Source organism: Bacillus sp. CD3-5 (assembly GCF_006349665.1).
Classification (GTDB): domain Bacteria; phylum Bacillota; class Bacilli; order Bacillales; family Bacillaceae_G; genus Bacillus_A; species Bacillus_A paranthracis.
The window spans coordinates 238,175-264,753 of record NZ_VEPX01000005.1 but is presented as its reverse complement, the minus strand read 5'-3'; the positions used below and the strand labels follow the sequence as shown (position 1 = coordinate 264,753).

28 protein-coding genes and 1 pseudogene are annotated in these 26,579 nt (G+C 34.2%); 11 read left to right on the top strand and 18 right to left on the bottom strand.

The features are described from left to right. The 4 genes from FH036_RS12860 to FH036_RS12845 all read right to left on the bottom strand — a co-directional run bounded on the left by FH036_RS12860 (position 1) and on the right by FH036_RS12845 (position 3,953). Positions 1-1,110: an ABC transporter permease gene (locus tag FH036_RS12860; protein ID WP_139895827.1), complete on the bottom strand. Its 1,110-nt coding sequence runs from the start codon at positions 1,108-1,110 to the stop codon at positions 1-3. Positions 1,111-1,147: 37 nt separating this feature from the next. After that, complete coding sequence (locus FH036_RS12855) at positions 1,148-2,086, bottom strand: ABC transporter ATP-binding protein (protein ID WP_001093819.1); 939 nt, start codon at positions 2,084-2,086, stop codon at positions 1,148-1,150. A gap of 123 nt (positions 2,087-2,209) precedes the next feature. Then, positions 2,210-3,310, bottom strand: a complete 1,101-nt coding sequence (locus tag FH036_RS12850; RefSeq protein ID WP_000397642.1) for a sensor histidine kinase — start codon at positions 3,308-3,310, stop codon at positions 2,210-2,212. Between the two features lie 4 nt (positions 3,311-3,314). Then, entirely contained in the window at positions 3,315-3,953 is a 639-nt protein-coding gene (locus FH036_RS12845) for a response regulator transcription factor (protein WP_000694113.1), read from the bottom strand. A 283-nt stretch (positions 3,954-4,236) separates the two neighbouring features. Between FH036_RS12845 and FH036_RS12835 the strand changes: the two genes are divergently transcribed. Genes FH036_RS12835 through exsE form a run of 4 tightly spaced genes read left to right on the top strand, consistent with a single transcriptional unit; the run spans position 4,237 to position 7,175 of the window. Continuing rightward, a complete protein-coding gene (locus FH036_RS12835) occupies positions 4,237-4,719 on the top strand; it encodes an RNA polymerase sigma factor (RefSeq protein WP_001195476.1) in 483 nt (160 codons plus the stop codon). Next, on the top strand, positions 4,716-5,159 hold the full coding sequence (locus FH036_RS12830; protein WP_000972338.1) for a hypothetical protein: 444 nt from the start codon (positions 4,716-4,718) through the stop codon (positions 5,157-5,159). The genes FH036_RS12835 and FH036_RS12830 overlap by 4 nt, the downstream gene beginning before the upstream one ends. Next, positions 5,152-6,222 carry a hypothetical protein gene (locus FH036_RS12825; RefSeq protein WP_001039091.1) on the top strand — a complete coding sequence of 357 codons (1,071 nt, stop codon included), beginning with the start codon at positions 5,152-5,154 and terminating at the stop codon, positions 6,220-6,222. Before FH036_RS12830 ends, FH036_RS12825 begins: the two co-directional genes overlap by 8 nt. After that, positions 6,219-7,175, top strand: coding sequence for an exosporium protein ExsE (gene exsE, locus FH036_RS12820; RefSeq protein ID WP_139895826.1), 957 nt, complete (start codon positions 6,219-6,221; stop codon positions 7,173-7,175). Before FH036_RS12825 ends, exsE begins: the two co-directional genes overlap by 4 nt. Positions 7,176-7,207: 32 nt before the next feature. Here the strand turns inward: exsE and FH036_RS12815 are convergent, their stop codons facing one another. Then, positions 7,208-8,455 carry a DUF445 domain-containing protein gene (locus tag FH036_RS12815; protein ID WP_000058286.1) on the bottom strand — a complete coding sequence of 416 codons (1,248 nt, stop codon included), beginning with the start codon at positions 8,453-8,455 and terminating at the stop codon, positions 7,208-7,210. A gap of 150 nt (positions 8,456-8,605) precedes the next feature. Further along, complete coding sequence (gene dsdA, locus FH036_RS12810) at positions 8,606-9,940, bottom strand: D-serine ammonia-lyase (protein ID WP_139895825.1); 1,335 nt, start codon at positions 9,938-9,940, stop codon at positions 8,606-8,608. A gap of 150 nt (positions 9,941-10,090) precedes the next feature. On the opposite strand from dsdA, the gene FH036_RS12805 reads away from it, so the two are divergent. Beyond that, positions 10,091-10,636, top strand: a complete 546-nt coding sequence (locus FH036_RS12805; protein ID WP_000427640.1) for a helix-turn-helix domain-containing protein — start codon at positions 10,091-10,093, stop codon at positions 10,634-10,636. A 50-nt stretch (positions 10,637-10,686) separates the two neighbouring features. Here the strand turns inward: FH036_RS12805 and FH036_RS12800 are convergent, their stop codons facing one another. From FH036_RS12800 to FH036_RS12780, 5 genes are all read right to left on the bottom strand, one after another. Next, positions 10,687-11,367 carry a prolipoprotein diacylglyceryl transferase family protein gene (locus FH036_RS12800; RefSeq protein ID WP_139895824.1) on the bottom strand — a complete coding sequence of 227 codons (681 nt, stop codon included), beginning with the start codon at positions 11,365-11,367 and terminating at the stop codon, positions 10,687-10,689. Positions 11,368-11,384: 17 nt separating this feature from the next. Further along, a complete protein-coding gene (locus FH036_RS12795; RefSeq protein WP_139895823.1) occupies positions 11,385-11,939 on the bottom strand; it encodes a TlpA family protein disulfide reductase in 555 nt (184 codons plus the stop codon). A gap of 55 nt (positions 11,940-11,994) precedes the next feature. Next, positions 11,995-12,807, bottom strand: a complete 813-nt coding sequence (locus FH036_RS12790) for a M56 family metallopeptidase (RefSeq protein ID WP_139895822.1) — start codon at positions 12,805-12,807, stop codon at positions 11,995-11,997. 4 nt (positions 12,808-12,811) lie between these two features. Next, positions 12,812-13,225 (bottom strand): BlaI/MecI/CopY family transcriptional regulator, encoded by a 414-nt coding sequence (locus tag FH036_RS12785; protein ID WP_000495065.1) that lies wholly within the window; start codon positions 13,223-13,225, stop codon positions 12,812-12,814. Positions 13,226-13,327: 102 nt separating this feature from the next. Then, positions 13,328-13,726, bottom strand: a complete 399-nt coding sequence (locus FH036_RS12780; RefSeq protein ID WP_138322208.1) for a DUF3942 family protein — start codon at positions 13,724-13,726, stop codon at positions 13,328-13,330. A 393-nt stretch (positions 13,727-14,119) separates the two neighbouring features. Between FH036_RS12780 and FH036_RS12775 the strand changes: the two genes are divergently transcribed. Further along, on the top strand, positions 14,120-14,818 hold the full coding sequence (locus tag FH036_RS12775) for a peptidase E (protein ID WP_044790522.1): 699 nt from the start codon (positions 14,120-14,122) through the stop codon (positions 14,816-14,818). 57 nt (positions 14,819-14,875) lie between these two features. Here FH036_RS12775 and FH036_RS12770 read toward each other — a convergent pair whose 3' ends face one another. After that, positions 14,876-16,285 carry an MATE family efflux transporter gene (locus FH036_RS12770; RefSeq protein ID WP_000804162.1) on the bottom strand — a complete coding sequence of 470 codons (1,410 nt, stop codon included), beginning with the start codon at positions 16,283-16,285 and terminating at the stop codon, positions 14,876-14,878. A gap of 97 nt (positions 16,286-16,382) precedes the next feature. Continuing rightward, the gene (locus tag FH036_RS12765; protein ID WP_001280289.1) at positions 16,383-17,147 is read right to left on the bottom strand and encodes a DUF2087 domain-containing protein; all 765 of its coding nucleotides are present in this window, start codon (positions 17,145-17,147) and stop codon (positions 16,383-16,385) included. Positions 17,148-17,416: 269 nt separating this feature from the next. On the opposite strand from FH036_RS12765, the gene FH036_RS12760 reads away from it, so the two are divergent. Further along, entirely contained in the window at positions 17,417-17,839 is a 423-nt protein-coding gene (locus tag FH036_RS12760) for a PH domain-containing protein (protein WP_000669080.1), read from the top strand. A gap of 64 nt (positions 17,840-17,903) precedes the next feature. Here the strand turns inward: FH036_RS12760 and fumC are convergent, their stop codons facing one another. Then, a complete protein-coding gene (gene fumC / locus FH036_RS12755; RefSeq protein WP_000456601.1) occupies positions 17,904-19,292 on the bottom strand; it encodes a class II fumarate hydratase in 1,389 nt (462 codons plus the stop codon). A gap of 190 nt (positions 19,293-19,482) precedes the next feature. Here fumC and FH036_RS27275 point away from each other — a divergent pair. Continuing rightward, positions 19,483-19,560 (top strand): annotated as a pseudogene (locus FH036_RS27275) (SDR family NAD(P)-dependent oxidoreductase); the annotation flags it as partial. A gap of 100 nt (positions 19,561-19,660) precedes the next feature. Here FH036_RS27275 and nhaC read toward each other — a convergent pair. Next, a complete protein-coding gene (nhaC, locus tag FH036_RS12750) occupies positions 19,661-21,064 on the bottom strand; it encodes a Na+/H+ antiporter NhaC (protein ID WP_000843974.1) in 1,404 nt (467 codons plus the stop codon). A 332-nt stretch (positions 21,065-21,396) separates the two neighbouring features. Continuing rightward, on the bottom strand, positions 21,397-22,056 hold the full coding sequence (locus FH036_RS12745) for a class I SAM-dependent methyltransferase (RefSeq protein WP_000119201.1): 660 nt from the start codon (positions 22,054-22,056) through the stop codon (positions 21,397-21,399). Positions 22,057-22,309: 253 nt separating this feature from the next. Between FH036_RS12745 and FH036_RS12740 the strand changes: the two genes are divergently transcribed. Both FH036_RS12740 and FH036_RS12735 read left to right on the top strand, forming a co-directional pair. Continuing rightward, positions 22,310-23,275 carry a DMT family transporter gene (locus FH036_RS12740; RefSeq protein ID WP_139895858.1) on the top strand — a complete coding sequence of 322 codons (966 nt, stop codon included), beginning with the start codon at positions 22,310-22,312 and terminating at the stop codon, positions 23,273-23,275. Positions 23,276-23,291: 16 nt separating this feature from the next. Then, positions 23,292-23,963, top strand: a complete 672-nt coding sequence (locus FH036_RS12735; protein ID WP_139895821.1) for a GntR family transcriptional regulator — start codon at positions 23,292-23,294, stop codon at positions 23,961-23,963. 56 nt (positions 23,964-24,019) lie between these two features. Here the strand turns inward: FH036_RS12735 and fbpA are convergent, their stop codons facing one another. Then, complete coding sequence (fbpA, locus tag FH036_RS12730) at positions 24,020-24,190, bottom strand: Fur-regulated basic protein FbpA (RefSeq protein ID WP_000098301.1); 171 nt, start codon at positions 24,188-24,190, stop codon at positions 24,020-24,022. Positions 24,191-24,383: 193 nt separating this feature from the next. Next, entirely contained in the window at positions 24,384-25,283 is a 900-nt protein-coding gene (locus tag FH036_RS12725) for a cation diffusion facilitator family transporter (RefSeq protein WP_139895820.1), read from the bottom strand. Positions 25,284-25,472: 189 nt separating this feature from the next. On the opposite strand from FH036_RS12725, the gene FH036_RS12720 reads away from it, so the two are divergent. Beyond that, positions 25,473-26,546, top strand: coding sequence for a WD40/YVTN/BNR-like repeat-containing protein (locus tag FH036_RS12720; RefSeq protein ID WP_139895819.1), 1,074 nt, complete (start codon positions 25,473-25,475; stop codon positions 26,544-26,546). Positions 26,547-26,579: the final 33 nt, after the last annotated feature.

Below are 26,579 nucleotides of genomic sequence, written 5' to 3'. Positions count from 1 at the left end.
CTATAGCCCCTCCCGTCTACGTAATGCAATAATTGCAATTAATAAAAAGAGTGCTGATATTCCAATATTTAAAGAAATGACTGGTAGTGCTGCCCCTACATCATTCGCATAAATAATTTTCATAACAGCTGTGTTTGCCCACGTTAATGGTGATAAATTCGTAACGAAATTTTCTTCTACTACGAAGTATGCCCCGCCAAAAATAGAAGCTAATTGCACTACCACCATAATAATTGCTCTAGACGATTCAGGTGTTTTTGTAATATATCCAATCCCTAAACCGAAGCTAATCGCTAGAAAGACTTCTGTTAATAAAATAAGAAATATGATTCCAAGGTGATCTCCCCAATTCGCTTGAAAGACAAATTTACTAAATAACATAACGAGTAATATGCACAGGGCATTTGCTACTAGACTACCAAGCACTTTCCCAATGAAGATTTCAGCCTTACTTATAGGTGCAGCAATAAGGCGATCTCCTGTTTTACGTATTCGTTCGCCTCGAATTAGAAAACTTGCTCCCATCGCAGCGTACAGTGCAATCATCGTCGTCATTACAACCGCATAGTAATCCATAGAACCCGGTTTATTCGCAGCTTGTAAAGATGTTTCTTTTATATAATCATTATGATTTCCATTTGAAATAACTGCGCTCACCTTACTAGGATTAACTTTTGTAACTTCGGCTGCTACATTGTACTTATCAACAAATGTTGTTAGCATGCCTTCCACAATACTTCCCTCAATACTACTTTTGTCACTTCCGTAAAATTTCGCACCATCTTTCTTTAGTTCTACATAAGCAGCATATTTATTTTGCTTCACCGCTTCCTTCCCATCTATACCTTCAGAAGCTTTTTTAAAATGAATACCCGATTTATCAACTTCTTTCGCAAATGCTTCAAACGTTTGAGAAAACGTGCTACTTGCTTCATCCTTATATAGCACTTGTATATCTTTAATCGAATGACTATCACTATTAAATGCGTTTGTTAATGCTGTTCCTAATACAAGCATAAGCACAATCGGAAATGCTAACATAAAAACTAAAGTTCTTACGTCTCTGAAATCTCTTTTCATATGCATAATTGCAATATTGAAGATGTTCAATTGATGAACCTCCCTTTACCTTTTCTTCATTTACCGTTTATTTATCTCGTAAGTTTCTACCAGTCAACGTAAGGAATACCGTTTCTAAGTTAGGAGCCTGCTCCTCTAACGAACGGATTTCAATGTCATGATTGATGAAGTGCTGAACAATTTTATTTAAATTATTTAATCCTGCATCAGAATTTACTTTAATTACGTTCTCTTCAATTTGAACAGCTTTCACACCGTTTATCTCTTTTAATTTTTCTACATCTAAATTCTCTACCGATTTCACTTCAATCCAAATATCTTTCGTATCAGTAATAATCGCTTTTAACTGCTCTTTCGTTCCTTCTGCAATCACTTTACCGTGATCTACTATCGCTATTTTCGTACAAATCTCTTCTACCTCTTCCATATAGTGACTCGTATAAATAATCGTACTTCCCATTTCGTTTAATTTCCGAACAGACTGCAGGATATAATTTCTTGACTGTGGATCAATTCCAACTGTCGGCTCATCCATAATAATTAACTTCGGTCTATGAGCAATTGCACAAGCGATATTCAGTCTTCGCTTCATCCCACCAGAAAAGTTCTTTGGATAGCTTTTCTGTTTATCGCTAAGTCCTACAAATTGAAGAGCTTCCTCGACCCTAGCTTTTAATTCCGCTCCTCGTAATCCGTACAATCCAGCAAAGAATTTCACATTTTCATAAGCTGTTAACTCTTCATAAATTGCAATATCTTGCGGAACGATACCGATATTCATCTTCGCAAATCGATTATGTTTCTTTATATTTTTTCCTAGTATGCTAATTTCACCTTCATTACTTCTTAACAAACCAGCAATCATGTTGATTGTCGTACTCTTACCAGCACCATTCGATCCTAAAAAGCCAAATATTTCTCCTTCTTTAATAGATAAAGACATATTATCAACTGCGATGAAATCACCAAATTTTTTCGTTAAATTTTTAATTTCTAAAGTATTCATCGTTTCACCCCTATTTCGGTTTCTCTGCTTTTAGTATAAACAAAAAGAATGAACCTGCTCAGTGCAGAAGTTCATTCTTTTCACATGAGATTATTCACTTTTTTCATATGAGATGATTCATCCTCATATCGGTAGCAACATTGTTACTGAAAAACCACTTGTTCCATCTACAATAATTTTACCATTTACAGACGCCGTTCGTTCCTCCATCCCCATAATCCCGAGACCTTTTTTAACAAGTGTTGCACCTTTTCCATTATCCTTCACTTGCACTTTCACCATCTTGTTAAGTACATGAATATCGATTGAAATGACTGTCGCATCAGCATATTTCATCGCATTTGTTAATGCCTCCGTAACATTTTCACCGATAATCTTCCACTGAATCGGTGAAATCATATCTAAGTTCCCTTTATAAACGAAAGGAATATTCACATCATGCTTACCGGCAAATTCCTCTATGAATAATTTCATACGATGAATACCAATTTGCTCAGTTGGTGGTTTCATATTTTTTAATGTAATCCGAATGCTTTCAATTCCATCTTTCGAAATATGAATTGCATTTTGTAATAACTCAGCAGATTTTTCTTTATCTATCGCCATTAATCTCTTTGCTGCTTCCATTTGAATGAGCGCACCCGTCATCGAATGACCAATTTTATCATGAATTTCTTGAGAAAGTCGATTTCTCTCTTCTAACTTAAATGTGTATTCTGATTGCCTTATATACTCTTTATTTTCATGTAAGCTTTTCGTCAATCGCTGCATATCTTTTCGCATCTGATCATTTTGTGATTCAAGTTTTAATACACGCGATATATACCGTTCTGCCATGGTTAATACGAGAAAAGAAAATGCAACAATTAATCCATATGTCATTCGAATACTTTCAACTGTAAATATAATAGGAATCATCATCATGATGAAGAGTTTCCATTTCTTCTCTATATAACGGAATATAAGTTCATATAAGTTCAATGGTAAAAATAAAATAAAGAACGAATGAATCTTCCATGTAAATAACATAACTAGACCAATTGATACGCAAGTTAATATGTTTTTGTACGTATCTGTTTTAAATATAGAGATCAGCACGTTTACAGAAAGATATAAAAGCAAAGTAAGTATAATCCATGGTAAGTTCTCTACATTTAAATAAATGTAACTAAACACAATATATATAAAGACAATTAATTTACTTACAATTAACCAAAATTCCATATCTTTAATCTACTTTCCCTGTTAAGTAATAAATCGCAATTTGTGTACGATGTTCCAGTCCGGTTTTCCCTAAAACTGATGTAATATAATTTGCAATTGTTCCTTCTGATATGAAAAGTTGCTTTGAAATTTCTTTATTCGAAAAGCCTTTTGCAATTAATGCGATAATACTCAGCTCTCTTTCAGTAAAAAGACTTTTATCTATTTTACATTCTTCCTCTTTACTTTCCATTAAATTAGACTTAATTTTATCGAGAACTACATCTTGCATAACGGTTTGGCCGTTATATACTCCTTTTATCGCATCACGAATACGCTCTGGATCATTATTTTTCAATAAATAACCTTTCGCCCCATTCTTCACTGCGTCCAAAATATATTCATCATCATCGAACGTCGTTAAAATAAGCGGCTTCGTTTTCGTCTCTTCACAAATGAATTTCGTCGCCTCTACCCCATTCATGTTCGGCATACGAACATCTAAAAGGGCGATATCAATGTCGTTCTTTTTGCAATAGTCCACTGCTTCTCTCCCATCATTTACTGTATCTACTACTTCGAACTCTTCATATGTATTTAAAATAATTTTCATGCCTTCTCTTATAAAAGAGTTATCATCTGCTATTAATATTTTAATTTTCATGTTTGTTAGTATGGACCTTCCCCTACTAACATTCACATCCTTTCTTCCCGTAACATTTCTTACTTGCTCATTATATACTTCTCTTTACCATTTTTTCACACCTTTTTTCATCTAGCCCCCCTCCTAAAAATATATTATTCTTTTTTTACAACATGTGTAGGGTGACTTATCATTCTTTACGTCTATATAATAGAATGCGTCAAAAAGGAGGGAGAGACCCATTGAGGAAAAACAATTAATTGAAAAAGCACAGCAAGGAAGCGAACATGCTTTTCGTATCCTTGTGCAAACATATCGTCACTATATTTTCCAAGTTATCTTTTCTATTTTAAGACATGAAGAAGATGCGAAAGATGTTACACAAGAAGTATTCGTAAAAATTCACGCCTCTCTCCCAAATTATCAATTTCGCGGATTAAAAACGTGGATGGCACGTATTGCCACCAATCACGCTATTGATTATAAGAGAAAAAAAGCTAGAGAAAACGAAGAACTCTCCTTATGTAAAGAAACTGAGGAAAATATAAAATCCTCTCAAAATATTGAGGCTTTATTATTGACGAAAGAGCAAAAATTACTCATCGCTCAAAAACTGAGAGAACTTCCCGAAAATTACCGTGACGTCGTTCTCGCACATTACTTAGAAGAAAAAAGCTATCAAGAAATTGCTTTACAGGAAAACATCGAAGTGAAAACAGTCGAAATGAAACTGTATCGAGCAAGAAAATGGATTAAAAAACATTGGAAGGAGGAAGAGTTTCTATGATGCATTATTCAAAAGAAGATTGGCGCAATTATACACTAGATTTTATAGAGAACAATGAACGTGAATCTATGGAAGAACACCTTTATGAATGTGACTATTGTTTAGCACTTTATATGGAAAGTATCGATGAACAACAGGAAAACCTTCCAATGATAAATGATGATTCATTTACGAATGAAGTTATGACGCAAATTGATTTTGAAACGCTGCAACCTAATGAAAATATAAAAACAAACTCACTAAAGCGCACCATGATTCACTACATAATTGCCACTGCGGCTACAATTATTTTTATGGTAAGTGGTTTATTCCAATATATTTTTACAGCGACATCAAATTTAGAGAAATCTTCAAAACATAACGAGTCTTCTATCTCACAACAAATTGTAAACAAATCAGTAGACACATCAAAAAAGGACGGAGGTTCAAAGCATGAATAAAAATCCCTTTTTAGCACTTGTATTAGGGCTAATTCCTGGGCTTGGACATTTATATTTAAAGAAATTTGGACGGTTTATTTTATACAGCGGAGGAGCTTTATTATTATTTTCTTTCGCAGTTTTTTGCGTAGTAGAATTAATAGCGCGCGAACTTGCTTTTCTTTCTCTATTTTTACTAGCCGTGTTATGGGTGGTCAACTTACTAGATTTAGTTATCACAATTATTAACCAATCGAAAAAACAAGCAACCGGAGAATTAACAGAGTCCTCTAAAGAGAGCGAACGATTTTATATCATTCTTCTATCAATCATTCCTGGACTTGGACATTTTCAATTAGGACTTATGCAACGTGGACTTACATTTTTAGTAGCTTGCACAGGAATCGGAAGTATGATTATTTTCGTTGCACTTTTAACATCTCAAGAAAGTTTTCTTATCTTTCTCGTGACGTTACCTGTTTTATGGATTTACAATTTCTTCGATGTTGTTCAGCAACTCCAGAAAAAAGAACGTGGCGAGCAACTAGATGATCGTACGATTTTCGAAGAGTTTGAAGAGCACCGTGAACAAGGAAAGAAAAGTAAAACATTCGCTTCTATTTTAGCGATGTTCCCCGGAGCAGGACATATGTATTTAGGCTTACAGCGACGCGGTCTTCAGCTTATGGCAGCCTTTTTACTTTCCATATACTTACTTGACTTATTAAGACTTTCTGCGTTTTTATTTTTAGTTCCAATCATTTGGTTCTATAGCTTTTTTGACGCTTTACAGCAAACTGCAAAGTATGGAAAAGAACGTGTACATGACGAACCTATCATTGATTATTTTATCAATCATCAAAGATGGATCGGTATTGGGTTAATTACACTCGGTGGTTATTATTTATTAGATCAAACAGTCCTTCCTATTTTGAATGATTACTTTGCAACTATATTTAACATTCATCTTAGCGAGCTGTATTATCGCTATTTCCAAACATCTATCGTTGCACTCCTCTTAATTGGTGGCGGCTTTAAATTGTTACTTGGAAATAAAGAAAATAAAGGTGGTACGAAAGAATGAGAACATGGCGCGTTGGAACATTTTCAATGGGGCTTTCTATTATTGCATTAGGTTGCTTCTTACTATTTTCAGTTATAAAAGGTACTGAGGTATTAGATTCCTTAACAGCATGGTGGCCTGTTTTACTTATTATACTTGGCGTGGAAATTTTACTTTACCTTCTAATTTCTAAGAAGGAACAATCATTTATTAAGTATGATATTTTTAGTATTTTCTTTATCGGTGTTTTAGGAAGTGTTGGCATTGCTTTTTACTGTTTATTATCAACTGGATTACTAGATGAGGTTCGTCATTCTATTCATACCACTCGCCAAACGAGTAATATTCCAAGTGGACAACTTAATATACCTGAATCTATAAAGAAAATTGTAGTGGATGCAGGACAGCACCCTCTAACAATAGAGGGAAATGATACAAATCAAATTCATCTTCTTGGAACATATGAAATGACGACGAAAGATAATGAAAAACTTAATTTAAAACAAGAAGATTTTCTTTCCGTTCAAACAGCCGGGGAAACGATGTATATCACTTTAAAATCATTACCAGTTCAACATACGTTATGGAATTCCGCACCACAGGTCAAACCGACACTCGTTCTTCCACAAAATAAAAATGTAGAAGTTCGTGCTTCAAATAACGAACTATCCCTTTATCCAGGTCAATTACAAAATAATTGGTTTGTACAAGAAAGCTCAAGAGTGTCTGTCCATCTTGCAAAAGAGAGTGATGTATTTTTAACAGCAGTAACAAATCAAAAAGAACCACATGGCAGCACACCTTGGGAACAAGTTGAAGATATAACAAAAAAAGAAGAGAATACTTCAGAAGAAAATCCAGAATTAAACGGGCAAGAACATTGGTATAAAAATTCGATTAAAACCGGGAATGGAACATACAAGTTAAATATTGAGAAAGCTTACAATTTAAATATGAGCGTTATTGAAAAATAAAAAAAACCTTCCGCAATTGCGGAAGGTTTTTCTCATATAATCGCTTTAATTCCCTCTAACACTAAGCCAATCATAAATCCGCAAACAGCTCCGTTTACTCGGATCCATTGCAAATCTTTACCGACGTTATTTTCAATCATTTCAATTAACGTTTTATCATCTAACTTATCAAGATTTTCTTGCACAAGCTTTCCGATTTTCGAATGGTTATTCTCAACAAGCTTCACAACTTGTTTTTGTAACCAATCTTCTATTTTTTGAACAGTCACTTCGTCATCTTTTATTTTATTCATTTGTTTTTGTAAAAATGGAATAACATACTTATCCGCAAATTCTTCATTGTTTACAAAGGCAACTGCTTTTTGTTGTACTTGCTCAAGCATTTCTTTTATTTTTTCAGTACCATCCCAATTTGCAATCCACTTTTCTTTCCATTTTTCTAATTCCTGTAGCAACGCTTCATTTTCTTTTACATTTATAATTTCTTGACGAATTTTCGCTAATATAAGTTGTCTCGTGCTATTATCAGCATCTTGTAAGCTGTTAATATTACTAATAATAAACTTCTGCAAAATGCCGCCAATTTTATCTTCATCTACAATATTCATAAATGATTTCAAAGTAAACTGCAAGAATCCATCTACTTTTATATTTTCCATCGCCTTCATACCTAAGCTTCCGAGTTGGTAACGCGCTTCATCTTGCGCTGTCCAGTCTTTCACTTTTACTAATATGTAATCAAGTGTCTTTTCATCATATTCTTGCACAACTAATTGATCAACAAGCACTTGTAAAATGTTACTTGTATTAATTGTATGCAAATATGTTTTTAATTCTTTTTCAATAATAACCGCTAATTTTTCCGTATCTATTGAAACAATCGCTTTCTCCGCAATCGTTACAATCCCTTTTTTCACAGCATCAGACTGCATTTCTCTCTCAGCAATTTGCAGCACCATTTGTGCTAGTTGCATTTCTTTTACTTTATTCGTAATGCTTTCTTTCGTTAGCCACTCATTTTCTAACGTATTGATGAGCCCTTTCGTTACTCTCTTTCGGTTTTTCGGTAACAAAGCTGTATGCGGAATTGGAATTCCCATCGGGTGACGGAATAATGCTGTAACTGCGAACCAATCCGCAAGTCCACCAACTAACCCAGCTTCAAATCCACCTTGAATAATCTCACCAGCTACCGACCCTTGAAAAGGAATAGAAGCCGCAAAACCTACCCCCATAACCCCAAGCGAAATACCCGCTATATATTTAGTCTGTAATGACATCGTATACACATCCTCTTATTATGTAAAATAAAGCTTTTTGTTGTATTTATTTGATATTAATTCTTTATATCTATACTATAATGAACTCATGCGAAAATAACAAAGAATTTTATGCACATGAAAAAAATGAGGCTGTAAAAAGCCCCATTTTTATTTTAACGTTACTTCCACACCTGTTTTATAATACCCATTCATCACATCTTCGGGAACCATACTTCCACCAGTTCCCCACACAATATGAGTACCTTTCTTTACCTTCACAGTTAACTGTTGTTTTTGTAAATACTCATCTTCTTTGAATACTTTCACTGGCCCTATCATACCGGCTAACGCAGAAGGTTCTAAATAAATATTTTCTGTATCTGCTAGTTCCTTCAACAATCTATATAACTCTTCATCACTTACTGTGTAATTTCCACTTAAAAATGGTTCCATCGTTTTACCGACAAATCCAGATGGTCTTCCTACCGCTAGTCCGTCCGCGTCTGTTACATTATCAATCCCGATATCTTGAACAGCAATTTTATCATGAAGTCCTGTCATTAAACCGAGTAACATACATGGAGAATGCGTAGGTTCGGCAAAGAAACAGTGCACGTTGTCTTTATACAATAACTTTAAACCAAATGCGACTCCGCCAGGCCCGCCCCCTACTCCGCATGGTAGATAAACGAATAACGGATGTTCTTCATCCACTACAATCTCTAACTCTTCTAATTGTTTTTGTAAACGCGATGCTGCTACTGCGTATCCTAAAAATAAATCATGTGAGTTTTCATCATCTACAAAATAACAGCTAGGATCTGCATCTGCTTGCCTTCTTCCTTCTTCTACAGCTTTACTGTAATCAGCTTCATATTCAATAACATTTACACCTTTGCTTCTTAATAAATCTTTTTTCCATTGTTTCGCGTCTGCTGACATATGAACCGTTACGTTAAAACCTAGTTTCGCACTCATAATCCCAATGCTTAGCCCTAAATTCCCTGTTGAACCGACCGCAATTGAATATTTGGCAAAAAACTCTCTACATGTATCACTATCTAAAATGGAATAATCATCTTCTTCTGTTAACATACCTTGCTGCAAAGCTAATTGTTCAGCGTGTTTCAACACTTCATAAATGCCGCCTCTAGCTTTAATTGATCCTGATATCGGGAGATGACTATCACATTTTAATAATAATTCTCCTAATATAGGTTGCTCGTAATTTTTCTCTAAAGACTGTTTCATAGAAGGTATCTTCACTAAAGGTGATTCTATAATACCGCCTGTGTCTTTCGTTTCAGGAAAAACTTTCGCAATGTATGATGCAAAACGCTTTAACCTCTCCTCCGCATCTTTTACATTCTCTTCACTGAGTGGCGAATCTTTTATTGCCGTTTCATACTTTTCCATGTTCGGATTCAGCCAAAACACTTCTTCTATTTCAATCAATTTATTTAATAGTGGATATTCCTCTTTTAATTTCTCTATTTCCTTCATTCCTCTTCCTCCTCATCACCTTGTAGCTTGCGATTTAATAAATTATAATTAAATTAATTTTAATATAGTTTAACATAAATTATCCACTTTTGTTAATTTTAATTTAATTTATTTAAATATAATTTAATAATTAGTAAGGAGATTTTCATTATGGAAAATATAGATATTGGTAAAAAAATTGAAAAACAAAGAAAAGAAAAAGGTTTAACGAGTAAAGAACTTGCAAAGATGGCTGATATTACACCATCTATGTTAAGTCAAATAGAGCGTGGATCTGCTAACCCTTCTATCCAAACATTAAAAGTACTCGCTAAGGCTCTTGATGTTCCAACATTTAGCTTTTTACTTGAGGATACAAATACAGACGATTTAATTGTACGTTCTCATAAACGCAAAAAAATGATTATCGATAATTTATCATATGAAATGCTATCACCTGATTTCACAGGAAATTTAGCAACAGCAATTATGACCGTCCCGCCGAATACAGCTTCATCAGAAAATGTACTAGAACATAAAGGTGAAGAATTAGCATTTGTATTAGAAGGGAAAATCACATTACATTTAAATGAAGAAGAATACATATTAGAAACGGGTGATAGCGTAAAAATACCCGCTTATTTAAAACATAAATGGGTAAATCAATTCGAGAAAAATGCCATTGTTTTATTTTCTGTTACTCCGCCGATTTTTTAATAGATGTAATAAAAATAGCCACGTGCGGATTCCTCCGCACATGGCTATTTTTATCTTTTCGGCACGTACAAAATCCCTAAACTCATAACACAAAAACTTAGTATTTGCTGCATCGATAAACCAAATAGAACCGAATTCTGTTCATTAACAAGCGAAATAATAATATGAGCAAACCCCTCAATAATTAGAAAAACACTTATATTCTTTCCATTTCCAAGCCTTTCATTTTTCATCCATAACAAGCCCACTATACAAAGAGCCAGAATGATCTCGTATACGAATATAGGATGATATAAAAAATTAGATTCATATACTTTCACACCCCAAGGCAATGTCGTTTGTACTCCTACTTTTTGGTGGAATAGAAAATAAAAAATAATACTCATACATAGCGCAATAGGTAATGCATCAAGTAAAGTACGAAGCGAAAATTGCCCCTTTTTACTTTTCCAAACAATGTATACACTTGCAATTATGCATCCTACTACAATATGTTTCGTACTTCCTATAGCTAATAATGCTTGCAGTGGCGACCTAATAGCCCATACTGGATTTAAAATTGCCGGTGCAAATTTCCATACAAATACGATGATAAGAAAAGTATTTGTTACTGCATCCATCATTTTTTCATATGGTACACTTTCGTTCTTCATCTTTCGTTTCATCAACATAAATCCAAATAAACTTCCAATTATAAGAGATACGGGTTGTAACCTCACGATCCACTCCATCACTATGAAATCCCTTCTTAACTCTCAATTAATTTCTTAAATTTCTCTTCTAATTGATCTGGAGGTAGTACGCCTCGTACTTGCTCTACGATAATTCCATCTTTATTAACAAAAAATGTCGTTGGCAAAGAAAACACTTTATAATCTAATCCGGCTACTCCGTCCATATCTAGTAAAACAGGAAACTTAAATCCGTGACGATCCGCAAAAGCGCTCGCTTCTTGCACTGGATCTCCTATTGTTGCATTTACCGCAAAGATTTCAACATCCTTTTTATATTTATCATACATACGAACTAAGTCAGGTGCCTCCATTTCACATGGACCACACCATGATGCCCAAAAATTAATAAGATATGGTTTACCTTTTGCATCATGTAACGAATACAGCTTCCCATCTAATCCTTTTAATGTTATGTCTGGTGCTTTAAATCCTACTTGTGGTAATACTTCTGTTTTCTGTAATTCCGCTTGTTTCGCTTTTCTTTCTTTTTCTTCTTTCTTTGTATTATAAAAATTCACTCCGGCCCAAATTAATGCCCCAGCCAGTATAATGGCAATTAGTTTCTTCACTTTTCTTCCTCCCAAAACACTACATAAAGTAGTGTTAATTCTTAAAAAAAAGAGGCTATATGCACTCTCCAACAATTAGTACAACCGACATACAGAATAAACCTACTGTTACATATACCGAATTCGTATGTAACGGAATAGTAAGCTTAACAACTTTTTCATGTAACACTTGCTCAATTCGTAAATTGATTGCTGTTTTTGCAAATGAAGCTGTAACACATCGATTTTCCATTGTCTTTATTTTAATTAATTTTAATAACGCGCTACCTAACTCAAACGAAGACTCCATTTTTTGCATCGCATATTTATCAGCAGCTAGCTCCTGATACGTATGATACCGCTGTAACAAGCCTTTTAAGACCGGTATGTACATCATTCCTTCTGCTAATAACGTAAAACAAAATAATTTTAGCGGATCTCGATTGTTTTGATGATATTCTTCATGAAAAATAATCGCATCCATTTCTTCATCTGAAAATGTTTGAAGCATCCCTTCTGACACGACAACTTTCGGACGAAATAATCCAATTGTAAATGCCGCAACTTCCGCAGTCGGCAATATATATATTTGTTTTCCTTTTCGAACGAAGGCGATAAGTACTTTTTGTAATCTTTTAGTATCGAAAAATTGTCGCCATATTCTTTTGCACACGATAAACACATTAAGTAGTAAAAATCCAGCAATTATAATACGAATGAGCGATAATTCTTTCATATGTTTTTCTAACTGAAACAAGCAAAAATTCGAAAGAAAGAACGCCTTATTTTGAAACAGAAATGGATATGTAACGTAATACAATAGCATACTAAAAAAGAGGGAACTAACAATGACTGCTAACAATACGATTTTACGCATTTGCCATTTCATTTCATTAATCCTCTTTTTTTAACTGACTCAATTTATCTTCTAACTTTTTTATTAAAGTCGGATCAACTTGCTCTAACTCATCTAGCATATGATTTACAACTAAATCTCCAAATTCCCCCATCAATTCCTGTGTCATTTTCTTCGTTTGATTGGATAAGAATTCTTCTTTTGTTTGTACAGCACGATATATGCCACTTCTTTTCACAGTCTGTTTTTCTAAATGTAATTTCTCTACTAACCTGTTCATAACTGTCATCACAGTATTAAAATTCACAGGTGATTCTTCGCTTAATTTCTGCTGTACTTCTTTAATCGTAATACCCTCGCTAGACCAAACAATCTCCATAATTTTTGCTTCAAGCGGTCCAAAGAAATGATTTAACCCTTGCTCATTTAGCTTATAGTTTTGAGTAAACATAATGCGGCTCCTTTCACACTACGAATCGTAGTACAAATTACATGAAAGGTCAAACGTAAATGATATATACAAAAATGAACTACCTATCATAGGCAATTCCATTCATTTTAAACCTAATTTTTCACCAAATGTATCAAAGAGATACTGCTCTAATATTTGTATACTAAACTTCTCATTACGTCCAAGTGCAAACAATTCCCGATCTTTCGCTACGATAGTATCTAACGGGATAACGACATTATCCACTATTTTTGTAATTTCAATGATGTTACTTTTTACATTTACCTCTGTTTTAAATTCAATGTTTTCTAATACGATATGTGAGCGTCTTCCTGATGCAAAAAAAGTAAAGTTAGGATTTTTATAAATACCAATTTCACTCTCTAGCGGATATAAATACTGAAAAATGATATCTCTATGTCCATCTTTTATTATTTTTTCATCCTTCTCATCATCCAAGTATTCCTTCACCTTCGTTGTAAATTCAAATCGAAAATCCACTTTTTTCACGCTCCCTCTTTGTATTTTTATATTAAATAAATATATTGAAATAATTTTACCATATTGTAATACAACTTCCTATTAAAAGTAAAAACTCATTTGTAAAATCTCTATTATTTCCAATTCTTTTTTAAAGGATAAGCACTCATTCAATATGAATACATGCTTCTTTATATCCATTTAAACATATTGTTTCCATATTTTGAAACAATAGTATGAAGTATTATATATTAATAAATTGTTTCTAATTCATTTCCCAATATAACCAGCCTTTGCTTTACTATTCCGATATATTTAAACTATATTTTCTACTTAATCATTACATCACAGAAGGAATGTAACTCTCTTCTATCGAATTTTTATATAACGAAAATGATTAGGTGGTGCTTTACTATGAAATTAGCTGTCATTGGTGGCGGTGATTTACAAGATTCAAATCACTCGCCTATTAATGAGCGACTTATAGAATTAACAAATAAACAGTATCCGAAAGTATTATTCATTCCTACAGCTAGTCATGATGATGAAAGCTATATAAAATTATTTTTAGACACATTCGAAAAACAATTACACTGTGACGTACAAATTTTACGTATTATAGCCGATACACCTTCTAAATATGAAATAGACGAAATGATTCAGTCTGCTGATTTAATTTATCTCAGTGGCGGAAACTATATTCAAATGATTACAGAATGGAAAGAACATAAGCTCGATGAAAAATTACTATCGGCTCTGCAGCAAGGAACACTCATTGCAGGATACAGCGCTGGCGCTATGTGCTGGTTCACATCTAGTATCCGCTCAGATTATGGAGGTTCTGGTTATATAGAGAGCAACGGCTGGGGCATTGTGAACAAAAGGTTTTGTCCACATTATAATCAATTAAATAGAATGAACGCCTTCCATTCCTTTTTACAAAATCATCAAGGTAATATAGAAGGCATTGCACTAGAGGATAATTGCGCCTTATATATTACAGAAGAATCTTTTGAAATTATCGGTGAACCAGAAAAAGCGTGGGAGTTTTACATGAGTGATAATAAACTCATTAGACAACATTTTGATATTACTTTAAAAAGCTATTTATAAACATACCTTTACAAAAAAATGTCCCTAAGTAAAATAACTTAGGGACATTTTCAATATTTAACTCACTAATCGTGTAATTCGTTTCTTCTGCCATGAAAGCTTATAATATGCATATTGCAAGATTAAGCTGACAATAAATGCTGCTGGGTATCCAATCCATATCCCTTCTATGCCAAGACTTGTATGGTAAGAAAGGTAATACGCTACAGGTACTTCAACAAGCCAAATTGATACGACGCCAATAACAGTTGGCCATAATACTGTACCGCTTGCTCGCATTGTCGCACTAATAATTTGCGCATGACCGAAAATTAAATAACTCCATAATGTGATCATAACTAGGCTATGAGCAATTTCAATTGTAGTTTGACTCGTTAAAAATAGTGCTAGAATGTCTCTTGAGAACAAGTAAATGAGAGATATTAGCACACCACCGATGACGTAGTTCATAATAATTCCAGCCTTCACAACTTTCTGCAATCGATCAAATTGATTCGCACCAATTGATTGTGCAGCAAAAATGGAGACTGTAATACCAAGGCTAACGGCTGGCATTTGTACATAACTTGCAACTTGGTTCACAACGCCATATGCCGCTGTTGCATCCGAACCGTAACGATTTACAAACGCGATTACCGCAATTTCTGATAATGAAACTAATATCATATTAATACTCGCTGGAATACCGAGTCGTAGTAATAGCTTTAATAAACCCCAATCCATTCGAAGATATTTCCTTACCGTACTATCTAATTGTAGTGGGTGATTTTTCTTCTTTAAATACACTAACATGACAATAAACGTAATAACTGTAGATATAACAGAGGCATAGGCTGCTCCATAAACGTCTAATTTCGGAGCTCCTAACCATCCAAAAATAAGGATTGGTAATAAGATCATATTTAGCGCTGTACTTACAATTAAAAAGTAAAATGGCGTTTTAGAATCTCCTGTACCTCTCATAAACGTTGTGTATGCGAAATATAAAAATAAGATTGGCATCGATATAAATAAAATACGTGCATAATGTACACTTATTTCAATAATATTTTCTGGCGTTCCCATAAGGCGCATAATATCCATTGCAAAAATACTACCTACTATCGCCAACACAACCCCAATAATAAAAGTAAATGTCAACGTCGTACCAACAATCGCTTTTAAACGATCTTCGTTTTTTGCCCCAAATGCCTGACCTATTAAAATAGAACTACCTGAACCAATACCAATTACAAATGAAACGAGTAAGAAAAATAGAGGAAAGAATGCCGATATGGCCGCTAAATCATTCACTCCAAGCCATCTTCCTACTACTACCATACCGAATAATTGTCCAACCGATTGTAATACATTACTTAATAGTAACGGTACCAAAAACATCGACATCGATTTCCAAATCGGTTTACTCTCACTTTCTAACTTCTGTGACTCCGCACCTTCTTTATTATTATCTGTAGGTGGTTTCAAATTTCATTTCTCCTTTTATTAAAAATCTTTTTTCAACTTCTATCTCTTTGTATAGTTGTTATAACGGTGTGCTTCTATTCATTTTCTTCTCCCTATATTATAACTTCACCCAATATTGGCTTCCATCAGCTGTTCTATCTAAAAACCCGTATTCGATTAAATATCTTCTTAAAGTTACAAAATCCGGGTATACGCTTTCTATAATAGCATTTACTTCTTTTTCAGTGTACTTTTTATGACTATCAAACTTCGTCACTAAATGACGTAATATAATTAATTTACGCTTTTGCTTTTTTGGAAATTTAGAAAGCGGTCCATCTAATCCCTCTGTAAAATGCGTTTTTAATACTTCATCATTTTCTTCTTCTGTAATATTGTAACGATCATCTACCATCGTTGCTGTTCTATGAATGGGTACAAATTTCGTTTGTACTTTTGATTTTTCTTCTGACAGTTCCATTAACGCTAAAAACACTTTCGCTTGCTTCATTTTCTCTCGAAGTGTAAACCGATGATTGCGGATGGTTGAAGTACTTCCGCCATCCATCTCTTTCACAATCTCTTTGTCATTCAGCCCCATATGGAAAAACTGAACCATCTTCTTTTGCAAATCCGTTAAACCCGTATACTTCTTATCAAGGTTTAATAAATAGTCAAACATAGATGTATGTTCGTTTTGCACATGCAATTGTACAAACTTCTCTGCTTCATACAAAACTTGATTATCTTGATAAATAACACCCTTAATAAACGTTTCTCCACAAGCTAAACAAATATACTCTTCCGTTTCCTCATCAAACACATACCCTTTTTTCAATTCCTCTACCGACGCATCCCAAAACTTCTCCGAAATATCGCTCATACTAAACACTCCTTTAAAATGTCCGTTTTAAAATAAACAAATTTCAATAACGTTTATTATCACTTCATCATCTTAACATAAACGAAATAAACATTTCAATGTTTCGTTTACCTATTTTTCAAACCTTTATAAAAAATGTCTATAAAATATTCTTTAAAAAGGACATGAAGCAATAAAACGTGTGAATATGCAATTATGCATATTCACACGTTTTATTACGATGTTATGATTTAATTTAGTTAAAGTACACGTATACCGAGGTGACTAACTTGAAATTTAAAGCGAAAAAAAATCCGTTTCACGTCATTTTTATTACATTATTTATCATGATTTTTTTCATTTCACTATTTTTCCAAAATGAAAATTCTATTTTTTTCACCCTCATGATGCTGCTAAATATCGTGAATCTTTCTTCATTCTATTTCTCTCACTATAACGTAACGGAATCATCTCTTTTCGTAAAACATGGTTTCATACTACGTACTGAAATTCCCTTTGAAGATATTCGCCACATTAAATACTCTGGTAAAAAACTTCATTCAAAGAAATGGACTAGACAGCAATTAGAAATCCATTATAATTTATTCGACTCTGTGACAACTTTCGTACCACAAGAAGAAGAAAAATTCATTGCACTTTTAAAAGAAAACTGCCCACATATGAAAATATTGAATATGTCTGCTAACAAATAATATATTTTGGCACTTACAGTAATAAAAAAACCAAGATTCTAAACAAAGAATCTTGGCGTTTTTATTACTCTTTCGGAGCAATCATTTTTTTCGGATCGACAATTTCATCAAATTGTTCTTCTGTTAGTAATCCAGATTGCAATGCTGCTTCTTTTAAAGTTAACCCTTCTTTATGAGCATGCTTCGCAATTTTCGCTGCATTTTCATATCCGATATGCGGGTTTAATGCAGTAACAAGCATTAATGAACGATTCACATTCTCTTTAATGACTTCTTCATCTGCTTCAATACCAACTGCACAATTATCATTAAATGAAACAATTGCATCTGCTAATAAGTGAGCAGATTGTAAGAAGTTATATGCAATAACAGGTTTAAATACATTTAACTCAAAATTGCCTTGGCTCGCTGCAAATCCGATTGTTGCGTCATTTCCCATCACTTGTGCTACAACCATCGTTAACGCTTCACTTTGCGTTGGATTTACTTTACCTGGCATAATAGAGCTTCCTGGCTCATTTGCTGGAATAATAATTTCTCCTAGCCCACTACGTGGACCACTTGCCAGCCAGCGCACATCGTTAGCGATCTTCATTAAATCCGCTGCTAATGCTTTCAATGCCCCATGCGTATATACAACTTCATCATGACTCGTTAATGCATGGAATTTATTTGGTGCAGACATAAATTGCTTACCTGTAAATTGGCTAATTTCCTCAGATACCATCTCACCAAATTTAGGATGGGCGTTTATACCTGTTCCAACTGCAGTACCACCAATCGCAAGCTCTTTCATATATGTATTGCTCTCTGCAATCATACGCTCTGTTTTTTCAAGCATACGGTGCCATCCACTAATTTCTTGTCCTAATGTTAACGGTGTCGCATCTTGTAAATGTGTACGACCAATTTTTATAATATGTTCAAATGCTTTTACTTTTTCTGCTAACGTTTCTTTTAATTTCGTAATTGCTGGTAACACGTGATTTTCTACTGCGAGTACACATGCTACATGAAGCGCAGTTGGGAAAGTATCATTTGAACTTTGAGACATGTTCACATCATCATTCGGATGAATATGTACGTCAAACCCTTTTTCTTTCAAAATTTGATTCCCTCGGTTTGCAATTACTTCATTCACATTCATGTTTGACTGCGTACCACTACCTGTTTGCCATACGACAAGTGGAAAATGTTCATTCCATTTCCCTGCTATCACTTCGTCAGCTGCTGTCACAATTGCTTCTGCTTTTTCTTCTGATAGCTTTCCTAATTTTTTATTAGTAAGTGCTGCACTCTTCTTTAAAATGGCAAATGCTTTTACAATTTCAAGCGGCATTTGCTCTGTTCCAATCGGGAAGTTTTCTTTACTACGTTGTGTTTGTGCTGCCCATAATTTATCAGCTGGAACTTTTATTTCTCCTATTGTATCTCTTTCAATTCTGTACTCCATTTTTTCATCCCCTTGAAAATAAAATACCTACATTTCTTATAATAACAGACTTCCCTTTAAATGATAAGAATTCTCACTCATATAAATAGATATTTTATATTTATTTTAAAAACTCCTCTTGACCTAAACTTAAGTTTAGGTTGTATGCTTTCCTTTGTAACCTACTATAACAATACTGGAGGAATTCAATATGAAAAAATATGCTTTCATAACAGTTGCAAATAAAGGAATTGGATATGAACTTGTTCGTCAATTAGCAGAAACAGATACAACAAAAAATTGCTAAATATGAGGATGAGATAACCTCTTCAACTCCTATTACAAAATAAAAAATCACCTTCTACAACACGTAGAAGGTGATTTTTTATTTATGATGCTTCTTTTCCTTTTTCAGCATCATCTACATACCAAATGAACTTGCCTGTATATCCGTAAATAACTGCTAAAATTAACGATACGAAGCTTAACCACATAAATGGAATGTATGATATCGTCGCAACACCTAAAATACCAGCCATAAAAATACCGTTATCCGACCATGGAACCATACCTGAAGTTAATGTTCCACCTACTTCTGAGTTACGCGCTAATACGCGGCGGTCGATTTTTAGTTTATCATAACTTTCTTGCATAATTTTCGGTGTTAAAATAAGTGATACGTACATCGCACAGCCAAATATGTTCGCTAAAAATGCAACGATTAATGTAGATAATGTTACATTACCAGCAGAATTTAATTTCTTTTCGAATTTTGATACGATTACTTTTAAAACACCTAATTTTTCAAGTAATCCACCAAACCCTAAACCAAAAATAATTACGGCTACTGAACCAAGCATACCGTTAATTCCGCCACGGTTTAATAACTTATCGACAAACTCAACGCCTGATTGAATTGAGAATCCGTTATATGCTGTTCCAATTGCGTCTCCAAAGTGCATTCCTTGGAAAACAGTTGCCCAAATTGCGCCAAGTAAAGCTCCCATTGCAATTGTAGGCATAGAAGGCTTCTTCATTGCTAATAGTACAATGACAATAATCGCCGGAACTAACATCCATATTTTAATATCAAAGTGTTTTAATAATGATTCCTTTAAAAATTCTACTCGATTTAAATCTACGTTATCTCCGCCATACATCCAACCAGCTACAGTAAACATAATGCTAGTAATAATATACGCTGGAACGTCTAATACAAGCATAGCTCGTACGTGTGCAATAACATCTACTTTTGCCATAGATGCTGCAAGTACTGTACTATCAGAAAGTGGCGATAATTTATCCCCGAAATAAGCACCTGAAAGAACTGCACCAGCAACAAGTGGTAATGGTAACCCAAGACCTTCACCAATCGCCATCATTGCAATACCTGCTGTTCCAACTGTTCCCCATGATGTTCCTGTCGCGATAGAAGTTATCGAACAAATAATTAATGTTGCTAATAGGAATATGCTAGGGTGAATAAATTCTAATCCATAATAAATTAATGTTGGTACTATCCCACCAGCAATCCATGTTCCAATTAAAGCACCTACTGCAACTAAAATGAGTATTGCTTCTAATCCGTTAGAAATCCCTTTCGTAATTGCATCTTGCAATTCTTGATAACGAAATCCTAATCTTAATCCAAGCGCAATTACTAAAAACCATGAAATAAATAGCGCTAATTGAATTGGGAGATCAAAAATCGTTTGGAAGGAAAAGACAACAGCAAGAAATAATAATAAAAGAACTATGATTTCTAGCATCGATGGTAATCTTACACTTTTCATTTTTTTCTCTCCTTACAAGTCGATAACATGACGTGTGTCGTCTTACATGTATGTAATATACAATTAGCGAAGACAAAACAAAATTTTCATATTATTTCGATTTATTTTTCCAGTATAATATATTGGACACCTTTTCTATTGTAAAAGTAGATGCTACTTTTCGCAATGGAAAATATAAAAAATGTTACATTTTTTATATTTAACAATCAAAGGGTAACTTTTTTAATATTTGCCAACATAAAACTTTTTACTATTATCCTCACCGTTTAAAGGAATATCGTTATTCCCCACACAAAAAAGCATGCATCATTCAAATGATGCATGCTCCACTTTTATTTATACATATTTTGTATTTCTTCTTTATTTTTAAGTATTTCCACAAACTTATCGCTACAACCTTTCGGAAATAATACGCCGAGTCCATATGAATGCTGGAACTGAAAATGAGGGTGCTTTGCTGTGACTTCATCCCAAAACTTATACACGCCGAAGTTTCGATCTTTCACCTCAATATCATGAAATAACACAATACCGTTATTCGCAAGTTTCGGTAACCATGTTTTATAATCATGAGAAACTGCTTCATACGTATGATAGCCATCAATATGCAACAAGTTTATCGTTCCATCTTGAAATTGATCAACGGCCTCATCGAAAGTAGAACGAATTAAATTACCTATATTGGGATAACTCGTATTTACGACTTTCTCTACGATTTGATAAACGCCTTCTCCATATGGACCTGTATGCCCATCTCCCGTCCAAGTATCTACAGCAAAACATTTTGTAGCTAATCCCCCATCCTTTACACCTTGACAAAAACTAAAAAAAGAAGCTCCTAAATGTGTACCTAACTCGACTAATACTTCTGGCTTTTCAAACCTTACTAAATCATATGCAAAGTCTAAATGCCCAATCCACGCCGTATTTGCCCGAATAAAATGGCTATAATTATCAAATTCAAATGTTGGTTTATGAGTAACCCAGCTCATCGCATATCTCCTTCTACCCATATTTTTAACAAACCAAATTACTCTTATCTTTATTTTTTTATCCTGTTGATTATGATTTAATTTTATAATTTTATCTCTCTTTATTTAACCTACTCACTTGTATCGTAAACGTAACTGAAAATACTATAATTCCTACTTCGCAGTACAGAAATTTCAGTTTATTCTTTATTCATTTCGTGATATATTGCATATTGTATACAATATATTTTCTGAAAGGAGGACTCTATACATGATGGATCCAAATCGTTTAAAAGGAATCATTATGGTTGTCATCGGTGCTTGTTTATGGGGCTTGTCCGGAACAGCTGCACAACAACTTTTTCAATATGACAATATTTCTACTGAATGGTTAGTTACAATTCGATTGCTTATATCGGGCGTTATCTTACTCATTATTTCATCATTCGGAACGAGAAAAAAAGAAATATTCAGCATATGGAAACAAAGATCTGATGCTACTAAAATGATATTGTTTGGCCTATTCGGTATGCTTGCTGTACAATACACGTACTTCGCTTCTATTAAAGAAGGAAATGCTGCCGTTGCAACATTATTGCAATATTTAGCTCCTATATTTATTACTGTATACTTACTTTTCAAATGGAACGTTCGTCCATCAAAAATTGATTTTATTTCAATTGCCCTTTCATTAGTAGGCACTTTCCTCTTACTAACAAACGGGTCTGTTCATAACTTAGCTGTTTCTACACCAGCTATCGTTTGGGGTATTTTATCTGGATTATCTCTCGCTTTTTATAGTTTATATTCAAAGGGATTACTAGATAGATGGTCTTCCTCAGTTATCGTTGGATGGGGCATGATTATTGGGGGTATGGGTGTAACGATTGTACACTTTATTACTACGAAAGAATTCATTTTATTGTCAACGATGAAATATGTAAAACTAAATACCTTACCGCTCATCACATTTGTCATCATTTTCGGAACACTCATCGCATTTTATTTATACTTAGACAGCATACGATACTTAACCCCGAAAGAAACGACATTATTCGGTTGTACAGAACCACTCGCAGCTATTATTTCTTCTGTATTTATATTACATGTACCATTTCAATCTTTTCAGTTATTAGGGGCCCTTTGTGTCATTGTAATGGTGCTTATCTTAAGCCAAAAACCGGATGAAGGGAAACCCGAATTAAAGCTTGTTCATGAGAAAAAGGAAAATATACAATGAAAGGATTGAATTCACTATGCCTATCCCTCAAAATAATAAAAAACTAGGAAGAGTTTCAGCAAAATCACTCGTTTTAAATCAACTACAAGATTGGATTATTGAAGGTGTACTGAAGCCCAATGAAAAAATTAATGATGGGGAACTGGCTGAAGCACTAGGAGTAAGCAGAACACCTGTAAGAGAAGCGCTTCAAATATTAGAGCTTTCTGGATTAGTGGAAATGGTACCTGGACAAAAAACAAAAATTGCTCCTATTCAGTTAGACGACATTCCGATCATTTATGAAACGATGGCTGGTCTTCACTCTATTATAGGAAAACAAGCACTTCAAAACATTACAGACGCTGATCTGAAGCTACTTTATAAAATAAATGATGACTTTCAGTACTCTATAGAGAAAGAAAACACAAAACAAGCTTTACAACTAGATATACAATTTCACAATACCATTTCTTCTATTGCTAAAAATCAATACATTGAACCCTTTCTAGAAAATATGCAACTTCACGTTTTACGCCTTGAATATTTGTTTTTCCAAAACTTTGTTCCAGCAAGTCAATCTATTGAAGAACATCACTCTATCATTCAAGCATTACAGAAGAAGGATGAAAAACAAATGGAACAAATGATGACTCAAAACTGGCTCCGTCCAATGAAAGAAATACAAAAAATAATTTCTACGAAATAAAAAGAGAGCTGGCTACACAAAATCGTAACCAGCTCTCTTTTTACTAATATATATAGCTATGCCTGAATATCTGCATAATCTTCCATATCTTCGTACTCTTTTTCCAATTCTTCTAAAGACAGCTCGTATAATTGTCGGTCACGAATTTTAAACACACCTGCTCCAATTAACTCATCAATTAAATGCCTCTTACGATTTTCAACAGCAAAACGGAGTTGACTGCTCATCTTTTAAAAAACTCCTTTCTACGATCATTGAAAATGATAATCTTTATCAATTACCACTTTTGATTATAAAAGATGACTCTTTATAAGTAAAGTAATTTCATGAAATATTTACCTTACAAAGTATTTGTGGCCACATTATATATATGTATGTCGTGCGAAAAATGTTATGACACTTTTTCTTATCCTTTTTCTTTCATACTTTGCAAGTTGTCTCATTATGATTAAATTCACCATCTATTTCTACTTGAATGGTGACATGTTCTACATGAAACTTCTCCTTTAATACATCCGTCGCCTCTTTTAATACACTTTGAGTTTCATTTCCTTTAATAATCAAGTGGCAAGTCAATACTTGAAAATCCGATGTGACAGACCATATGTGCAAATCATGAACTTCTTTTACAACCGGAATATTTAATAATGTACTTTTTACCTCTTCAACATTTATGTGTTGTGGTGCACCTTCCATTAATATATGAACCGTATCACGTGTTACACGCCATCCACTAATAATGACTAAAATAGACACAAGAATACTAGCAATCGCATCTGCAGCAGTCCATCCGAAAAATTTAATAAGTAACGCAGCAATTATCGCTCCGACTGACCCTAATAGATCGCCTAATACATGTAAGAAAGCACTTCTTAAATTCAAATTACCTTTCACATCTCCGCCTCTCATTAATATCCAAGCTGATAAAATATTAATAAGCATCCCAAGTACAGCAATAATGAGCATCCCATTACTAGCAATCTCAACTGGTTCTTTAAAACGGCGAATTGCTTCAATAAAAATGTATACTGAAATGACTATAAGAACGACGCCGTTACATAATGCCGCTAACATTTCGATTCGCTTATACCCATATGTTTTCGCAGCTGTTGCTGTTTTTTCTCCAAGCTTAAACGCAAGTAAACTTAGCGCTAACGATACCGCATCACTTAGCATATGCCCCGCGTCAGATAGTAGTGCTAAGCTATTTGTTACAAATCCCCCAATAACTTCAGCAATCATAAAACTTGTTGTTAGTAAAAATGCAAGTAATAACGCTTTTTTATTATTAGAATTACCATGATTATGTGAATGTCCCATACTAAGGCTCCTTTAAGGATAATATCTGTACATTAGTATGAAACAAACTCCCCATCTTTATCCCGGTTCCTCTGTATACACACTTCGCTACATTTCAAACAAGTCCTTTTTCTCAACAAAAAATAAGACTACTTCTTTTTCGGCTTCATATTATTTACTAATGAAAGAATTTTTAAGGAGGTTACGAAAATGAAACGTTTATTTCTCTGTATGGAACGTGAACTTGTTGTAGTGAAAGAACGATATGGTAACTATGAAGCGGCGTATCACTTACAAAATATGCAACCTACCTGTATCGCTGTTGATCCATTTCAAAAGAATCGTGTATATTGCGGCACTTTTGGACGAGGTCTCTGGTTAAGTGACGATAGCGGAGATTCATGGAGACCAATTGGAGATTCTTATCGTTACTTTGATTTTCCAAAAGAAGATGGTATTTTACATTCTTCGATCACTTCCATTACGATAAGCCCGAATGAACAAGTTAACGGATATGGCGTCGTTTATGTCGGCACAGAACCGAGCGCTTTATTCCGTTCAGAAAATGGTGGGGAAACGTGGACGGAACTAAAAAATATGAAATCATTATTATCTTCTTATACGTGGGCTTTCCCGCCTAGACCTTTTACTCATCACGTACGCTGGATTACAGTTGATCCAAACAATCCAAATACAATCCACGTTTCAATTGAAGCTGGTGCTGTTATTCAAAGTAATGATAGAGGGCATACATGGATGGATAAAAAATTCGGTGCTCCTATCGATGCTCATCAATTGCTTATGCACCCTGAAGCTCCAAATCGCCTTTATGCATCATGTGGTGACGGATTTATGGGCGGACCTGATCGCGCATACCTCGAAAGTTATAACAGCGGAAACAGCTGGATTTCATGCAGCGAAGGACTTGAACATCATTATTTATACAGCATGGCTATCGATCCAGCTGATTGTAATACAATTCTCGTTTCTGCCGCACCAAGCGCTGACCTCGCTCATCACCGTATTCCTTATGAATCTTATATTTATCGTAAAACGAAAGATACTCCGTTCCAGCAAGTACAGCAAGGTCTACCATCAGCAATCGGTACAGTCATTTCAATGTTTGCGACAAATCCAGCAGAACCACATACGTTTTACACTTTAAATAACAATGGCGTATTTCAATCCACTGATAGCGGCGAATCGTGGGAACAGCTAAACATTCCATGGAAAGATGAGTATAAAACACAACACCCGCATGCTTTACTCGTTACTAGTTCTTAACGAAAAAAAGACTGCCTAACGGTTTTAGGCAGT

Excerpts from the sequence above, each read along its gene's own strand:
- FH036_RS12830 (WP_000972338.1), top strand. The coding sequence starts at position 4,716 with ATGATGCATTATTCAAAAGAAGATTGGCGCAATTATACACTAGATTTT.
- fumC (WP_000456601.1), bottom strand. The coding sequence starts at position 19,292 with ATGGAGTACAGAATTGAAAGAGATACAATAGGAGAAATAAAAGTTCCA.
- FH036_RS12720 (WP_139895819.1), top strand. The coding sequence starts at position 25,473 with ATGAAACGTTTATTTCTCTGTATGGAACGTGAACTTGTTGTAGTGAAA.
- FH036_RS12805 (WP_000427640.1), top strand. The coding sequence starts at position 10,091 with ATGGAAAATATAGATATTGGTAAAAAAATTGAAAAACAAAGAAAAGAA.
- FH036_RS12845 (WP_000694113.1), bottom strand. The coding sequence starts at position 3,953 with ATGAAAATTAAAATATTAATAGCAGATGATAACTCTTTTATAAGAGAA.
- FH036_RS12745 (WP_000119201.1), bottom strand. The coding sequence starts at position 22,056 with ATGAGCTGGGTTACTCATAAACCAACATTTGAATTTGATAATTATAGC.
- FH036_RS12740 (WP_139895858.1), top strand. The coding sequence starts at position 22,310 with ATGGATCCAAATCGTTTAAAAGGAATCATTATGGTTGTCATCGGTGCT.
- exsE (WP_139895826.1), top strand. The coding sequence starts at position 6,219 with ATGAGAACATGGCGCGTTGGAACATTTTCAATGGGGCTTTCTATTATT.
- fbpA (WP_000098301.1), bottom strand. The coding sequence starts at position 24,190 with ATGAGCAGTCAACTCCGTTTTGCTGTTGAAAATCGTAAGAGGCATTTA.
- FH036_RS12735 (WP_139895821.1), top strand. The coding sequence starts at position 23,292 with ATGCCTATCCCTCAAAATAATAAAAAACTAGGAAGAGTTTCAGCAAAA.
- nhaC (WP_000843974.1), bottom strand. The coding sequence starts at position 21,064 with ATGAAAAGTGTAAGATTACCATCGATGCTAGAAATCATAGTTCTTTTA.
- FH036_RS12815 (WP_000058286.1), bottom strand. The coding sequence starts at position 8,455 with ATGTCATTACAGACTAAATATATAGCGGGTATTTCGCTTGGGGTTATG.
- FH036_RS12765 (WP_001280289.1), bottom strand. The coding sequence starts at position 17,147 with ATGAGCGATATTTCGGAGAAGTTTTGGGATGCGTCGGTAGAGGAATTG.
- FH036_RS12785 (WP_000495065.1), bottom strand. The coding sequence starts at position 13,225 with ATGTTTACTCAAAACTATAAGCTAAATGAGCAAGGGTTAAATCATTTC.
- FH036_RS12775 (WP_044790522.1), top strand. The coding sequence starts at position 14,120 with ATGAAATTAGCTGTCATTGGTGGCGGTGATTTACAAGATTCAAATCAC.
- FH036_RS12855 (WP_001093819.1), bottom strand. The coding sequence starts at position 2,086 with ATGAATACTTTAGAAATTAAAAATTTAACGAAAAAATTTGGTGATTTC.
- FH036_RS12725 (WP_139895820.1), bottom strand. The coding sequence starts at position 25,283 with ATGGGACATTCACATAATCATGGTAATTCTAATAATAAAAAAGCGTTA.
- dsdA (WP_139895825.1), bottom strand. The coding sequence starts at position 9,940 with ATGAAGGAAATAGAGAAATTAAAAGAGGAATATCCACTATTAAATAAA.
- FH036_RS12790 (WP_139895822.1), bottom strand. The coding sequence starts at position 12,807 with ATGAAATGGCAAATGCGTAAAATCGTATTGTTAGCAGTCATTGTTAGT.
- FH036_RS12825 (WP_001039091.1), top strand. The coding sequence starts at position 5,152 with ATGAATAAAAATCCCTTTTTAGCACTTGTATTAGGGCTAATTCCTGGG.
- FH036_RS12850 (WP_000397642.1), bottom strand. The coding sequence starts at position 3,310 with ATGGAATTTTGGTTAATTGTAAGTAAATTAATTGTCTTTATATATATT.
- FH036_RS12800 (WP_139895824.1), bottom strand. The coding sequence starts at position 11,367 with ATGGAGTGGATCGTGAGGTTACAACCCGTATCTCTTATAATTGGAAGT.